The sequence below is a fragment of the Stenotrophomonas sp. CC22-02 genome, from assembly GCF_004365115.1.
GTDB lineage: Bacteria > Pseudomonadota > Gammaproteobacteria > Xanthomonadales > Xanthomonadaceae > Stenotrophomonas > Stenotrophomonas forensis.
In genome coordinates this window covers 2,888,393-2,902,678 of sequence record NZ_SOCO01000001.1, presented here as the reverse complement: position 1 = coordinate 2,902,678, position 14,286 = coordinate 2,888,393, and the positions used below count along the sequence as shown (strand labels likewise).

General features: G+C 68.6%; 9 protein-coding genes. 7 read left to right on the top strand and 2 right to left on the bottom strand.

Going from position 1 to position 14,286, the window contains the following annotated elements:
* Positions 1 to 321: 321 nt before the first annotated feature.
* Both N440_RS13355 and gshB read right to left on the bottom strand, forming a co-directional pair.
* Positions 322 to 1,206: an energy transducer TonB gene (locus N440_RS13355; protein ID WP_133935365.1), complete on the bottom strand. Its 885-nt coding sequence runs from the start codon at positions 1,204 to 1,206 to the stop codon at positions 322 to 324.
* Positions 1,206 to 2,153 (bottom strand): glutathione synthase, encoded by a 948-nt coding sequence (gshB, locus tag N440_RS13350; RefSeq protein ID WP_133935364.1) that lies wholly within the window; start codon positions 2,151 to 2,153, stop codon positions 1,206 to 1,208. The genes N440_RS13355 and gshB overlap by 1 nt, the downstream gene beginning before the upstream one ends.
* Before the next feature lie 240 nt (positions 2,154 to 2,393).
* On the opposite strand from gshB, the gene pilG reads away from it, so the two are divergent.
* From pilG to N440_RS13315, 7 genes are all read left to right on the top strand, one after another.
* The gene (gene pilG / locus N440_RS13345) at positions 2,394 to 2,795 is read left to right on the top strand and encodes a twitching motility response regulator PilG (RefSeq protein WP_005418455.1); all 402 of its coding nucleotides are present in this window, start codon (positions 2,394 to 2,396) and stop codon (positions 2,793 to 2,795) included.
* An 18-nt stretch (positions 2,796 to 2,813) separates the two neighbouring features.
* Positions 2,814 to 3,176, top strand: coding sequence for a response regulator (locus tag N440_RS13340; RefSeq protein WP_005410717.1), 363 nt, complete (start codon positions 2,814 to 2,816; stop codon positions 3,174 to 3,176).
* A complete protein-coding gene (locus N440_RS13335) occupies positions 3,176 to 3,706 on the top strand; it encodes a chemotaxis protein CheW (RefSeq protein WP_006464979.1) in 531 nt (176 codons plus the stop codon). The genes N440_RS13340 and N440_RS13335 overlap by 1 nt, the downstream gene beginning before the upstream one ends.
* Positions 3,707 to 3,747: 41 nt before the next feature.
* A complete protein-coding gene (locus N440_RS13330) occupies positions 3,748 to 5,784 on the top strand; it encodes a methyl-accepting chemotaxis protein (protein ID WP_008266837.1) in 2,037 nt (678 codons plus the stop codon).
* Positions 5,785 to 5,884: 100 nt separating this feature from the next.
* Positions 5,885 to 12,448, top strand: a complete 6,564-nt coding sequence (locus N440_RS13325) for an Hpt domain-containing protein (protein ID WP_133935363.1) — start codon at positions 5,885 to 5,887, stop codon at positions 12,446 to 12,448.
* On the top strand, positions 12,435 to 13,775 hold the full coding sequence (locus N440_RS13320; protein WP_133935362.1) for a chemotaxis protein CheB: 1,341 nt from the start codon (positions 12,435 to 12,437) through the stop codon (positions 13,773 to 13,775). Before N440_RS13325 ends, N440_RS13320 begins: the two co-directional genes overlap by 14 nt.
* Positions 13,772 to 14,236 (top strand): chemotaxis protein CheW, encoded by a 465-nt coding sequence (locus tag N440_RS13315; protein WP_006464650.1) that lies wholly within the window; start codon positions 13,772 to 13,774, stop codon positions 14,234 to 14,236. The genes N440_RS13320 and N440_RS13315 overlap by 4 nt, the downstream gene beginning before the upstream one ends.
* Positions 14,237 to 14,286: the final 50 nt, after the last annotated feature.

The following is a 14,286-nucleotide window of genomic DNA, read 5'->3' as shown; positions in this document are numbered from 1 at the left end:
GTCGACACCCACCAACAGCGATGAGGCGCCGCGATCTGTCGGAGGTGGGGCGGTGTGGGCTTGCAGGACCGTTGGCGCCATGGATGGCGCCATCGAGCCCCCATGGGTGAGGGCGCTTTGCTTGCGAAGCACTGCTTCGCAAGCGCCCGAACGCACAGCCGCCAGCGGCTGGGCCGGACCCCGGAGGGGGGTTCACGGCGTGTCCTGCAAGCCCACACCGCCCCGCCAAGCCCAACATCCCGACCGCTGCTGTTGACGTTGACGTTGACGTTGACGTTGCTTCGCAGCGGGTCCCGGGCCGCAGGCCCGGGCAGCAAAACCCTACCGGTCGTCGTGCAGGGTGCCACCGGGCAGGAACACCCACGTGCGGGTGACCTGCAGGATGTCGATCTCGTCGTCGGTCTTCGGCAACGGCGGGAACGGCTGCGCCAGCTTCACCACCCGCAGTGCCGCCTCATCCAGCAAGGGCGTGCCACTTGAACGCAGGATCCGGCTGCTTTCCACGCTGCCATCGCGGCGCACGCCCACGCTGATCACCACCTGGCCACCGAGGCGGCGCTGCCGGGCCTCGTCCGGATAGTTCAGATTGCCCACCCGCTCGGCACGGTCAACCCATGCGCGCAGGTAATTGGCATAGGCATACTCACGCGTGCTGGCCGACACGAACTTGCGGTTCGGACGCTTGGCGTACTGCGCCGAACGCAGGTGCACCTCGGCCGCCAGCCGCGCCATTTCCACGTCGCGCTGCTCGCGTGCGCTCAGCGGCGCATCCGGTTCGGGCTGCTCCGGCGTGGGCCGCGCCTGTGCCTGCGCCACCGTGTCCTGGCCATTGCGGCTGCTGACCACGCGTGCCTGCGGCGGCGGCGCCGGCGCGGCCGATTGCTGCTGCTGTGGCACCGGGCTCACCCCGGCCTGCGCCTGCGGCACGATGCCGGCCTGGTTGTCGCGCGGGCGCTGTGCACGGTCATGCTCGCCGCCGCCTTCCTGGCTCGCCGCGGCCAGAAAGTCGGCCTGCTTCGGGGTCAGCGCGGTGCGGGTCTGGCTGAAGATCACCTCCAGCGTCGGTACCAGCGGCGCATCGCCCTTCACTGCAAAGCCCACGCCCAGGATCAGCAGGGCGTGGACCACGACCGACAGCGCGATGGTCGCTCCCAGCCGCTGCGCTTCGCGCGGTGGCGGGGGCAGCACGGCAGGTGCGGCAGCCATCAGCGCAGGCCGGCCTCGAGCGCGTCGAACAGGGTGCCGGCGATGTTCAGGCCGTACTGGGCGTCCAGTTCGCGCACGCAGGTCGGGCTGGTCACGTTGACTTCGGTCAGGTAATCGCCGATCACGTCCAGGCCGACGAAGCGCATGCCGCGGCGCTTCATTTCCGGTCCGACCTGGGCGGCGATCCAGCGGTCGCGCTCGCTCAGCGGGCGGCCCTCGCCGCGGCCGCCGGCGGCCAGGTTGCCGCGGAACTCGTCACCCTGCGGAATGCGCGCCAGGCAATAGTCGACCGGCTCGCCGTCGACAAGCAGGATGCGCTTGTCACCGGCCGTGATGTCGGGAATGAACTTCTGGGCCAGCGCCAGCTTTCGGCCGCCGTCGGTCAGCGTTTCCAGGATCACGTTCAGGTTCGGATCGCCCTGGCCGCTGCGGAAGATCGAGCGTCCACCCATGCCGTCCAGCGGCTTCAGCACGGCCTGGCCGTGTTCCAGCGCGAAGGCCTTCAGCGCCTTGGCGTCCCGGCTGACCAGGGTCGGCGGGCAGCACTGCGGGAACAGCAGGGCGGCCAGCTTCTCGTTGTAGTCGCGCAGGCCCTGCGGGTTGTTGACCACGCAGGCGCCGGCCGAGGCCGCCACGTCCAGTACCTGGGTGTCGTAGATGTACTCGGCGTCGACCGGCGGGTCCTTGCGCATCAGCACGATCTGGCCGGGCCCGAACTCGGTACGGCTGAACGTGCCCAGCTCATACCAGCCGGACGGGTCGTCGCGCACCTGCAGCGGTGCGGTCTGGGCCACCGCCACACCTCCTTCCAGGGCCAGGCCGCCCGGGCGCACGTAGTGCAGGGCATGGCCGCGGCGCTGGGCTTCCAGCAGCATGGCGAACGTGGTGTCCTTGGCGATCTTGATGTGGGCGATGGGGTCCATCACCACGATGACGTTCAACGGCATGGGCGCACCTGTCAGGCAAGGCGTTGATGGTAGCGGCAACGCCGGTCGCGCGCCTCCCTGCCGTACTGCAACGCAGCGTCCGCCCGGCGGCGGCGCAATCATTGCGAACCCCGTCACGTTCAGCCGGCTGCCACCCCCTGCGCCGTGGGCTGGCCTTGAAGCGGGCGCGGAAAGTGCGATATAGATACGCTTTCGTAGCGGCCCCCGCCAGAGATCGGGCCGTGCGCTTGGGGATAGGCAATGACTGAAAACACGACTGCGGGCGGGGAACTCGCAGGACTCCGGGTGATGGTCATCGATGATTCGAAGACCATCCGCAGGACTGCGGAAACGCTGCTCAAGCGCGAAGGCTGCGAGGTGGTCACCGCCACCGACGGCTTCGAAGCGCTTGCCAAGATCGCAGACCAGCAACCGCAGATCATCTTCGTCGACATCATGATGCCGCGCCTGGACGGGTACCAGACGTGTGCGCTGATCAAGGGCAACCAGCTGTTCAAGGCGACCCCGGTCATCATGCTGTCGTCCAAGGATGGCCTGTTCGACAAGGCGCGGGGACGCATCGTCGGCTCGGAGCAATACCTGACCAAGCCTTTCACGCGTGAAGAACTGCTGGGTGCCATCCGCACATACGTCAACGCCTGACCAGGGGGGAAAGGCACAATGGCTCGTATCGTTCTGATCGAGGATTCACCGACCGACCGCGCGGTGTTCACCCAGTGGCTGCGCCGTGCCGGCCACGAGGTGCTGGAGGCGGACAACGCCGAGGATGGACTGCAGCTGGTCCGCGACCAGGTGCCGCAGCTGGTGCTGATGGACGTGGTGTTGCCCGGCATGAGCGGCTTCCAGGCGACCCGGGCGATGGCCCGTGACGCAGCGATCAAGCACATCCCGGTGATCATCGTCAGCACCAAGGCGATGGAAACCGACAAGGCATGGGGCCTGCGCCAGGGCGCGGCCGATTACATCGTCAAGCCGCCGCGCGAGGATGAACTGATCGCGCGGATCAACGAACTGGTGGCCTGATGCGCTCGCCCTTCGACATCCTTGAAGCCTACGAACGGCGGAGCCTGGCCCATGCGGTGCAGCTTCCCGAACGGCAGTTCGCGCTGGACCTGTGGCGTGGCGTCGGTTACCGCGTCGGCCAGCGCCGGCTGGTATCCGATTTCCGCGAAGTGGTGGAAATCGTGCCGATGCCGCCGGTGACCCCGGTGCCATGTGCACAGCCGTGGCTGCTGGGCGTGGGCAACCTGCGCGGCAACCTGTTTCCGGTGGTCGACCTGAAATACTTCCTGGAAGGCACACGCACCGTGCAGCAGGAAGGCCAGCGCGTGCTGATCATGCGCCAGGCCGGCGGCGACGTCGCGCTGACCATCGATGAACTGTTCGGCCAGCGCAGCTTCGAACTCGACCAGCAGATCGCGGCCGGCACGCTGGCCGAAGGGCGCTACGGCCATTTCGTCGACCGCGCCTTCCATGCCGACGGCCACGACTGGGGCGTGTTCTCGCTCTCGCTGCTGTCGCGTACCCCTGAATTCCGGCAAGCCGCGGCCTGAGGCCGGGCATCGCCCCCTGCATTGAAGATCGAGGTTGAACGATGAGTACTGCTTCGGACGCCACCAAATCCGGCAAGCTGCGGCTGGGCGGCAGCAACCTCTGGCTGTTCCTGCTGCTGGCATCGATGATCCTGTTCGGCGTCAACACAGGCGTCGCCACCTGGCAGGGCAGCCGCCTGGCGGACGCCGGTTCCAAGGCCGCCGACCTGCAGGTGCTGTCACAGCAGCTGGCCAACCAGGGCCGTGACGCCGTCGGCGGCAACGCGCAGGCGTTCACCGCCTTCAAGGCGACCCGCAACGCAATCGAACAGAACGTATCGACCCTGCAGGGGCGCTACGGCAAGGAGCCGGGCGTATCCGGTGCCATTGCCACGCTGGGTGAAACCTGGGCGCCGCTGGGCAAGCAGGCCGGGCAGCTGGTCGCCAGTGAGCCGGCGGTGCTGGCCCTGGCCGGCAACGCCAACAACTTCACCGGGGCGGTGCCGGGCCTGCAGGCCCAGCTGAACGAGCTGGTGCGCGCGATGTCCGCCTCCGGCGCTCCGTCGGCGCAGGTGTACAGCGCGCTGCAGCAGGTGGTGGTGGCCGGCTCGATGGCCCGCCGCGTGACCGAAATGCGGGCTGGTGGCAGCGCCGCGGCCACCGCCGGTGACGCGCTGGCCCGCGACATCACCGTGTTCTCGCAGGTGCTCGACGGCCTGCGCAACGGCAACGACGAACTGGGCATCACCGCCGTACGTGGTGCCGCCGCCATCGCCGCTCTGGAACAATCGCAGCAGAAGTGGGAGGCGATGAAGCAGGACGCCGACGCGATCCTGGCCAGCTCGCGCCAGCTGTTCGCCGCGCAGTCGGCCGCCACCGCGCTGGGCCAGGGTTCGGCGCACATGCTGGATGACAGCCGCAAGCTGTTCGAAGCGTTCTCCTCGTTCGGCTCGGTATCCGATACCCGCCTGTTCCCCAACTTCTGGATCGGCGTGGTGTCCGGCGCGCTGTCGCTGATCGCGATCATCGGCTTCGTTTCCACCAACGTGCGCAGCCGCTCGCGCGAGCAGGAACTGCGTTACCAGACCCAGGTGGAGTTCAACAGCCGCAACCAGCAGGCGATCATGCGGCTGCTGGATGAAATCTCCTCGCTCGGTGAGGGTGACCTGACGGTGAAGGCCTCGGTGACCGAGGACATGACCGGCGCCATCGCCGACGCGATCAATTACGCGGTCGACGAGCTGCGCCACCTGGTGACCACCATCAACGACACCTCGGCCAAGGTCGCGCTGTCCACCCAGGAAACCCAGGCGACCGCCATGCAGCTGGCAGAGGCGGCGGGCCACCAGGCCAATCAGATCACCTCGGCGTCGGACCGCATCGGCGAAATCGCAGCGAGCATCGAGCAGGTGTCGCGCAACTCGGCCGAATCGGCCGACGTGGCACAGCGCTCGGTGGTGATCGCCGCCGAGGGTGCCGGCGTGGTGCGCGAGACCATCCAGGGCATGGACCAGATCCGCGACCAGATCCAGGAAACCTCCAAGCGCATCAAGCGCCTGGGTGAGTCGTCGCAGGAAATCGGCTCGATCGTGGAACTGATCAACGACATTTCCGAGCAGACCAACATCCTGGCGTTGAACGCCGCCGTGCAGGCCGCCTCGGCGGGCGAGGCCGGTCGCGGTTTCGCGGTCGTGGCCGACGAAGTGCAGCGCCTGGCAGAACGTACCTCGGGTGCGACCCGACGCATCGAAAACCTGGTGCAGGCGATTCAGGCCGACACCAACGAAGCGGTCACCTCGATGGAACAGACCACCGCCGAAGTGGTGTCCGGTGCGCGCCTGGCCGAGGATGCGGGCACTGCGCTGACCGAGATCGAGCGCGTGTCCAATGCACTGAACACCCTCATCAAGAACATCTCCATCGCCGCCCAGCAGCAGTCCGCGGCCGCCTCGGACATCACCCGCACCATGGGCGTGATCCGGCAGATCACCGGCCAGACCTCGCAGGGTGCCGGGCAGACCGCCGAATCGATCGGCCACCTGGCGCAGCTGGCGGCCGACCTGCGTCGTTCGGTCGCCGACTTCAAGCTGCCGGCGTGACGCGGGCAGGGCGGCGAGCAAGGAACCCCTCGATGAAGCATTTCCATTTCCCACGCCAGAGTTCGCGCGGCTTCCGCGCGGCGGCGACCGGAGCGCATCCATGAGCAGTCTGCGCGATGCGATGAGCCACGCGGCGCTGGGCTGGGTCAAGCCCGAGCTGGACGAGACCCTGCGCCAGGTGCGCAACGAGGTCGAGTACTACGCGGAAGACCCGAGCGATGCCAGCCGCATGCGCATCTGCGCCGGCTTCCTGCACCAGGTGCAGGGCACCCTGCGCATGGTCGAGCTGTACGCCCCGGCGATGGTGGCCGAAGAGCTTGAACAGCTGGCCAATGCCATTGGTGCGGGCCGCGTCGCCGATCGTGACGAAGCCTGCGCGACGCTGATGCGCGGCAGCGTGCTGCTGCCCGATTACCTGGAACGCCTGCAGAACGGCCATCGCGATATTCCGATCGTGCTGATGCCGCTGCTCAACGAGATCCGCGCCGCGCGTGGCGAGGACGGCGTGCATGACAGCGTGCTGCTGGCGTTCGCACCGGACAGCGTCACCGCCACCGAGGCCGAGCTGGACCATGCCCGTGGCAGCCTGAGCGGGCGCAACCGCGAACTGCTGGATACCGTCGGCAGCGCGGTGAAGGAAGAACTGCTGCGCATCAAGGACGCGCTGGACCTGCACCTGCGTACCGGCGGTGCACCGGAGCAGCTGCAGACCCAGGCCAACGAACTGGGCGCGGTGGCCGATACCCTGGGCATGATGGGCCTGGGCGTGGCCCGTGGCGTGGTCGTGCAGCAGCGCGACGCGCTGCGCGGCGTGGTCGAGGGCCGCCAGCAGATCGACGAGAACCTGCTGCTGGATATTGCCGGCGCGCTGCTTTACGTGGATGCCTCGCTGGACGACCAGGTGGCCCATCTGGGCGCCGGCGGCAGTGGCGAGGACGACCCGAGCGCGGTCGAGAACCGGCGCACGGTGGAAGTGCTGGCGCATGAAGCGATCGCCAACTTCGCGGCGGCGCGCGAACACTTCGTCGCCTTCATCGAAACCAGCTGGAACCATGCCGAGCTGCAGGATGTGCCGCGCCTGCTGGGCGATGTGGCCGGTGCACTGCGCATGCTCGACCTGGGCACGGCTGCCGACTACCTGCGCGGTGTGCAGCAGTACATCGAGGCCGAGCTGATCGGACGCCAGCGCGTGCCCAGCGGTCGTCAGCTGGACACCCTGGCCGACGCCATGGCCAGCCTGGAGTACTACCTGGAAGCGCTGCGCGACCGCCGTCCGGGTCGCGAGGACATCCTCGACATCACCCGCAGCAGCCTCGAGGCGCTGCGCTACTGGCCGCTGCCGGACCGCAACGCGATCGAGCCGGCACCGTTCGCGGCACAGCCGGTCCAACGTGAGCCGGTTGCGCTGCAGGCCGAGGCCCTGCAGCCGGAGCGCATCGAGATTCCGGTGCAGCCGGCCGCGCCTGCGGCAGGCACCGTGCCGGTGCCGCTGCCGGACTTCACTTTCGATCCGCCACCGGTCGCACCCGCGGCAGAGGCTGTCGACAGCCGCCTGATGTTCGGCGCGCTCGGCTCTGCCGCGATCGACGCCGCTGCCGCGCCGCTGTCGCTGCAGGACGACGTGGAGACGCCGCTGGTCTTCGCCGCTTCCAGTGCGCCCGCCCCCGACGTCCCGCAATGGGATCTTGCGCCGTTCCATCCGGATGCCGACCCGCTCGCATCTGCCGATGATGAGCGCAGCCCGACCTTTGCCAGCTTCGATCCGGTCAGCTTCGAACAGGTCGATGCAGGGCAGGGCGCTGCGGCACAGTGGACGCTTCCGGAGGCCATGCCGTCGGCGCTGGTGGAGACGGTCGCTGTCGACGCCGACGACGGCGCAGACAGGACGCCAGGTATCGACCCCGATGCGTTCGCAGCACCCGTGTTCGATCCAGTGGCCGCCGAGCACGACGCCATTGTGGCCGACGACGACGTGGTGTTCCGCTTCGACACCGACGCGTTGGACAACGCCGACGATGTGCTGTCGCTGCATGCGATGGAGACGTTGTCGCTGGACGACGATGCCGGGCTGCACCCGTCGCTGGAGATCGTCGATGCCGGCCCGGCAACGCTGTCGGACGAGGTTCCGGTGGTCACCGGGCTGGACGTCGCGCCTGCGGATGCACCCGCAGTCTCGGTGATCGACATCGACACCATCGCACCGATCGATTTCAGCGAAGCCGACGCGCAGTTCTTCGCCGAGCTGAGTGTGGCCGCCGCAGACTTCAATCCGCAGGCCGTGGCTGCACCGACCGTTGCCGAAGCGCCCGTTGCGACGGAGGCCGAGGCCGGTTTCGAAGCAGGCTTCGACGATGACGCCGAGAACATCGACGAGGACATCCGTGAGGTGTTCCTGGAAGAGTTCGACGACGAACTGGCCAATCTCGGCACCTTGCTGCCGGCATGGCGCATGCAGCCGGACAACATGGACCGGCTGCGGCCGATCCGCCGCATCTTCCACACCCTCAAGGGCAGTGGCCGCCTGGTCGGTGCACGCACCCTGGGCGAGTTCGCGTGGAAGATCGAGGGCATGCTCAACCGCGTGCTCGATGGCAGCCGCCCGGCCTCGCCGGCGGTGCTGGCCATGGTGGACAACGCGCATGCCGCGCTGCCGCAGCTGAACGCCGCGCTGCGCCACGGCCAGCGCATCAGCGTGGATCTGCAGGCCATGCAGGCCATCGCCGATCGTGTCGGCGCCGGTGAAGAGACCTACTACGTGCCGCTGCCGGTTGCAGCCGCACCGGTGGCAACCGTGCTCGAGACCGGGGCGGAAGGCGAGGACGAGATCAGCCGCATTCTCGAAGCCGAAGCGAGCGCGTCGGTACACGCCGACGCTGAAGCGGTGCCCGAGGCCGTGGGCACGCCCGCCAACATCGACAGCGTGCTGCGCGAGATCCTCGAAGCCGAAGTGGAAGTGCACCAGGCGACCCTGCAGGACTGGCTGCGCTCGGCGCAGCAGGCACCGCAGCCGGTCAGCGACGCGCTGCTGCGCGCGGTGCACACCATGAACGGCGCCTTCGCGATGACCGAAGTGCCGGAAATCACCGCCGTCACCGGTGGGGCCGAGTCCTACATCAAGCGCGCACTGGCCGCCGATGTGGTGCCGGGTGACGAAGGCGTGGCCGCACTGGATGCGACCGCGCAGGCGATCACCGCGACCATGGAAGCCTTGCAGGCCGAGCAGCCGCGGATCGCACCGCAGGAAGCACTGGTGCAGCGCCTGCTGGCGCTGGCCGGCGAGCTGCCGGAAGCGCGTTGGCCGATGGTCGGGCTGGAAGAGGAAGACGACGATCTGGCGCTGGAGGCCGAAGCGGCGTCTGACGCCGCGGCCGATACGCACGCTGCCGCGGTGCCGGATGCTGCCGCAGCCGGGGCTGACGAGCCCGTGCTGGAACCGCTGGCCGCCGAAGTGCAGGCAGCGGAGAGCACGGACATGATCGGCACGGGCCTGGAGGCCGCTGAGCTGACCGGCAGCGATGATCTGTCGCGCTACTTCGATGCCGGATGGCCGGCGGTGCCGGCTGAGGGCGAAGCCGCCAGTGCGGATATCGGGTCGATTGAATCGATCCAGCCGGTCGTGAGTGCGCCGGTTGCAGCGGCGGCCGAAGCGTATGTTGCACCGACGCCGGTCGCCGAAGCCGATCTGACCGCCGCAGACGATCTGTCGCCGTACCTCGACGCCAGCGCACTGCCGGTGGATGACCGCGACACCGATGAACTCCCTGCGGCCGCAGAAGTTGTCGCAATCGACCTGAATACGCAGTCGTCCGCCAACGTACTGGACAGCGAAGACCGCTTCATTGACGAAGCTGCTGCACTGCCACTCGACAGCGGGCTGTCCAGCCTGCAGGATGAAATGGCTGCGCCGGGTTTTGCAGAACCGGTCACACTGGCAGCCGCGCTCGAGGCCGGCCTGCACGTGATCGACGAAGAGCAGACCCTGGACGACGACGGGCAGTGGCCCGTGCTCGGCCTCCAGGCCAGCGAACTCGCGCCGGGCGAGGCAGATGCCTTTGCCGAGGATGCGGACGTCGGCGGGGAGGCGGCGGTCGGTGAAGGAGAGAGCGCCGACCAGCCGTCCCCGGCGACGGTGGATGAGCCCCCCCAGGTGGATGCCGCCGCGCCGGTGCGCTTCTTCGAACTCGAAGACGCACCGGGCCAGGCGACTGCGCCTGCCGCCACCGAGCCGGTCGAGATCGACGGCGCGCCCAGTGCGCCGACCCATGATGAAGTGGTTGCCGGGGAAGAAGGCACGGACAGCGCCGATGCACTCGACTTCAGCGTGTATGACCGCGAGCTGGTCGACATCTTCGTCGAGGAAGGCAAGGACCTGCTGGATCATTGCGATGGTCTGATCAGCGAACTGCGCGATGCGCCGCAGGACCGCGAGGTGCTGGCCGGCCTGCAGCGCGACCTGCATACCCTGAAGGGTGGCGCACGCATGGCCGGCATCAATGCCATCGGCGACCTTGGCCACAGCATCGAGTCGCTGCTGGAAGCGGTGGCCGCCGGTCGCACCGAGATCGAGCGCCGTGATGTGCAGCTGCTGGAGCGTGGCTTCGATCGTCTGCACCAGCTGCTCACCCGTACCGGTGCCCATCGCGTGGTCGAGCCGGCGCAGGACCTGGTCGAGGCCTTCGACGTCCGCACCACCACCGATATCGCTGCCGCCGCGGCGGCCGTCCATGCGATCAGCGTGGGCGAGAGCGTACCCGCGCCGGCCGACGGGCCGTCGACCGCCGTGGTTGATGCCCCATTGTCGGCACCGCTGCCGATCGAAGGCGGGGTCGACGAGGATCCGCTGGTCCGTCCGCAGCAGGAACAGGTGCGCGTGCGCGCGGACCTGCTCGACCGCCTGGTCAACCACGCTGGTGAAGTGGCGATCTACCGTTCGCGGCTTGAACAGCAGCTCGGTGCCTTCCGCGGCGCCATGGGCGAACTGGAGCGCACCAATGCGCGACTGCGCGACCAGCTGCGCCGCCTTGACCTGGAAACCGAGGCGCAGATCGTGGCCCGCTACCAGCGCGAGCAGGACCAGGCCGACCAGAAGTTCGATCCGCTGGAGCTGGACCGCTTCTCCACGCTGCAGCAGCTCAGCCGCGCACTGAACGAGTCAGCGGCCGACCTTGGCGGCCTGCAGGGCGTGCTCGACGACCTGTCGCGCCAGTACGACTCGCTGCTGCAACAGCAGTCGCGCGTCAGTTCGGAACTGCAGGATGGCCTGATGCGCGCGCGCATGGTGCCGTTCGACGGCCTGGTGCCTCGCCTCCGTCGCGTGGTCCGCCAGTCCGGCATGGACACCGGCAAGCAGGTTCACCTGACCCTGGAAGGCACCCACGGCGAACTGGACCGCAACGTCCTTGATCGCATGGTCGCGCCGCTGGAACACATGCTGCGCAACTCCGTGGCCCATGGCCTGGAAGCACCGGAACAGCGCCGCGCCGCCGGCAAGCCGGAGGAAGGCGAGATCGCCATCCGCCTGCACCGTGAAGGTTCGGAAATCGTGCTGGAAGTGGCCGATGACGGCGCCGGCCTGGACCGCGAGGCGATTCGCCGCCGCGCCATCGACCGTGGCCTGCTGGCCGCCGATGCGCAGCCGAACGAGCAGGAACTGGACAACCTGATCTTCGCTTCCGGCTTCACCACCGCCGACCAGGTCAGCCAGCTGGCGGGCCGCGGCGTGGGCATGGACGTGGTGCGCAACGAAGTGCGCCAGCTCGGTGGCTCGGTCGACATCCAGTCGGTACGCGGGCAGGGCGTGCGCTTCACCCTGCGCCTGCCACAGACATTGGCCGTCACCCAAGCAGTGTTCGTGCAGATCGGCGAAACCACCTTCGCGGTGCCAGTCGCCTCGGTCAGTGGTATCGGCCGCCTGTCGCGCGAGCGCTTTGAAGCGGCCGACAGCAGCTACCGCTACAGCGGCGAAGACTACCCGCTGTACGACCTCGGCACCCTGGTCGGCCAGGCCCCGGCGCGTGCCGATGGCCAGGACCAGGTACCACTGCTGCTGGTCCGCGCCGGCGACCTGCGTGCCGCCGTGGCGATCGACCAGGTGCTGGGCAACCGTGAAATCGTGGTCAAGCCGGTCGGCCTGCAGATTGCTTCGGTACCAGGCATCTACGGCGCCACCATCACCGGCGATGGCCGCGTGGTGGTGATCCTCGACGTTGCACCGCTGGTGCGTCGTTTCCTGGCCAACCCGACGCTGCCGGTGCTGGCCAACGCACCGCGCCAGGAGCGCCAGGTGCCGCTGGTGATGGTGGTCGACGACTCGCTGACCATGCGCAAGGTCACCGGCCGCATCCTCGAACGCCACAACTTCGAGGTCAGCGTTGCCCGCGACGGCGTGGAAGCGCTGGAGCGCCTGGAAGAGCGCGTGCCCGACCTGATGCTGCTGGACATCGAGATGCCGCGCATGGATGGCTACGAGCTCGCCACCGCCATGCGTGCCGACCCGCGCTACAGGGAGGTGCCGATCGTGATGATCACCTCGCGTAGTGGCGACAAGCACCGCCAGCGCGCCTTCGAGATCGGTGTCCAGCGCTACCTGGGCAAGCCTTACCAGGAACTGGACCTGATGCGTAACGTGTACGACCTGCTGGGGATCGCCCGTGTCCGTGAGTGAAGTCCATCCGGCCCCGGCCGTCGCCCTGCTGGCCCGCCCGGGTGCGGCGCGTGAGCGCCTGCGCGAGGCACTGTCGCACGCCGATGTGCAGCTGGTGCTGGAAGACGACCCGAACGGCCTGGAGCCACAGCAGCTGCAGGACGCCCGTCCGCAGATCGTGGTGATCGCCCTGGAGGCGGCCATCGAGGATGCGCTGGAGCGCCTTGAGCCCGTGCTGTCCGCGCCGGGCCTGACCCTGGTATTCGACGAGGCCGAACTGGCGGCGCGCCGGGATGGCTGGGACGCGCAGCGCTGGGGCCGGCATCTGGCGGCCAAGCTGCATGGTCACCAGCAGGTGCTGCCGCCCGGCGCCGAGGAAGAACCCAGCCTGCAGCTGGAGCCGGGCCATCCGTCACCGGCCCCTGCGCCGCAGGAGGAAGCCCTGCAGCCGCACCTGGAGCAGGCCCTGAGCTGGGCCGACGCCGTGCCGGCTGACACCCTGTACTCGCCACCGGCGCACCTGCATGAGCCGGTCGCCCTGGAGCAGGCGCTGGCCGCGTTGCAGCCGGTACTGCCCGAGCCGCTGGAGGTATCGCCGCTGCCGTCGCCTCCGGTGGCCGCACCTGTGGCCGCGGCCGCACCGCCTATGTCGTTCGACCACACGGCATGGTCGCTGGTCGATGATGTGGCGGATGCTCCGGCCGCCGCCGCCCAGAGCGTTGCGGTGGAAGCGCCGTTGCCTTCGTTCGATACCGATCACCTGAGCCTGGTCGACCTCGATGCTGCAGCACCGGCCGGCGCGCGCGCCGGTTCGCTGCTGGTGCTGGCGGGTATCGGCGGGCCGGATGCCCTGCGCCGCCTGCTCGGTGCGCTGCCGCCTTCGCTGAGCGTACCGGTGCTGGTGCACATGCGCCTGGATGGCGGTCGTTACGGCAACCTGGTCAAGCAGATGGCGCGCGTGTCGCCGTTGCCGGTGCAGTTGGCCGAAGCCGGCCAGCGCGCCGTACCTGGTGAAGTACACGTGCTGGCTGACGACATCGGTGTGCAGGCGGCCAGTGACGGCCTGCATTTCCTCAGCGATGCCGCCGGTATCTCGATTGCAGCGCTGCCGGCCGAATACACCGCGCTGGTGCTGCTCAGCGGCGCCGACCTGGCCCACGTCGGACCGGCGCTGGACCTCGCCGCTGCCGGGGCCTGGGTGGCCGGGCAGGTGGGCGAGGGCTGCTATGACCCGGCGGCGGCCACGGCCGTGGTTGCCGCCGGCATGGTTGCCGGTGAACCGCAGGAACTGGCGCAGGCCATCGCCGCGCGCTGGGGCGAGCAGGATGACAACGGAGAGGCACCATGAGTTACGCCAGCAATGATGAGATCCGCGGCGTCCTGATCCAGGCCGGCAGCGAACGCGTGCTGCTGCCCAACGCCACGGTGGCGGAAATGATGTCGCGCGTGCCGGTGCAGCCGATCGCCGATGCACCGCGCTGGCTGGTCGGCGAGATCGGTTGGCATGGCTGGCAGGTGCCACTGGTATCGTTTGCGCGGCTTTCCGGGCTGGGCGAGGAAGCCGTGGGCGGCCACAACAAGGTGGTGGTGCTGAAGGCGCTGTCCGGCAACGCGCAACGCCCTTATTACGCGCTGCTGACGCAGAACTTCCCGCAGCTGATCTCGGTGCCGCGTGACGGCCTGCTGGCCGATGCCTCCGAGGAAACCCTGCCGCAGATCGTGCACATGCGCGTGCTGCTGGGGGAGCAGAGTGCGCTGCTGCCGAACCTGGACGCGCTGGAAGCCGCGTTGGATTCGCTGGCGGCCTGATCGGGAATCCGCCGGGCAATCTGAATTCCCGGTAGTGCCGGCCGCTGGCC

Excerpts from the sequence above, each read along its gene's own strand:
- N440_RS13355 (WP_133935365.1), bottom strand. The coding sequence starts at position 1,206 with ATGGCTGCCGCACCTGCCGTGCTGCCCCCGCCACCGCGCGAAGCGCAG.
- gshB (WP_133935364.1), bottom strand. The coding sequence starts at position 2,153 with ATGCCGTTGAACGTCATCGTGGTGATGGACCCCATCGCCCACATCAAG.
- pilG (WP_005418455.1), top strand. The coding sequence starts at position 2,394 with ATGACTGAAAACACGACTGCGGGCGGGGAACTCGCAGGACTCCGGGTG.
- N440_RS13340 (WP_005410717.1), top strand. The coding sequence starts at position 2,814 with ATGGCTCGTATCGTTCTGATCGAGGATTCACCGACCGACCGCGCGGTG.
- N440_RS13335 (WP_006464979.1), top strand. The coding sequence starts at position 3,176 with ATGCGCTCGCCCTTCGACATCCTTGAAGCCTACGAACGGCGGAGCCTG.
- N440_RS13330 (WP_008266837.1), top strand. The coding sequence starts at position 3,748 with ATGAGTACTGCTTCGGACGCCACCAAATCCGGCAAGCTGCGGCTGGGC.
- N440_RS13325 (WP_133935363.1), top strand. The coding sequence starts at position 5,885 with ATGAGCAGTCTGCGCGATGCGATGAGCCACGCGGCGCTGGGCTGGGTC.
- N440_RS13315 (WP_006464650.1), top strand. The coding sequence starts at position 13,772 with ATGAGTTACGCCAGCAATGATGAGATCCGCGGCGTCCTGATCCAGGCC.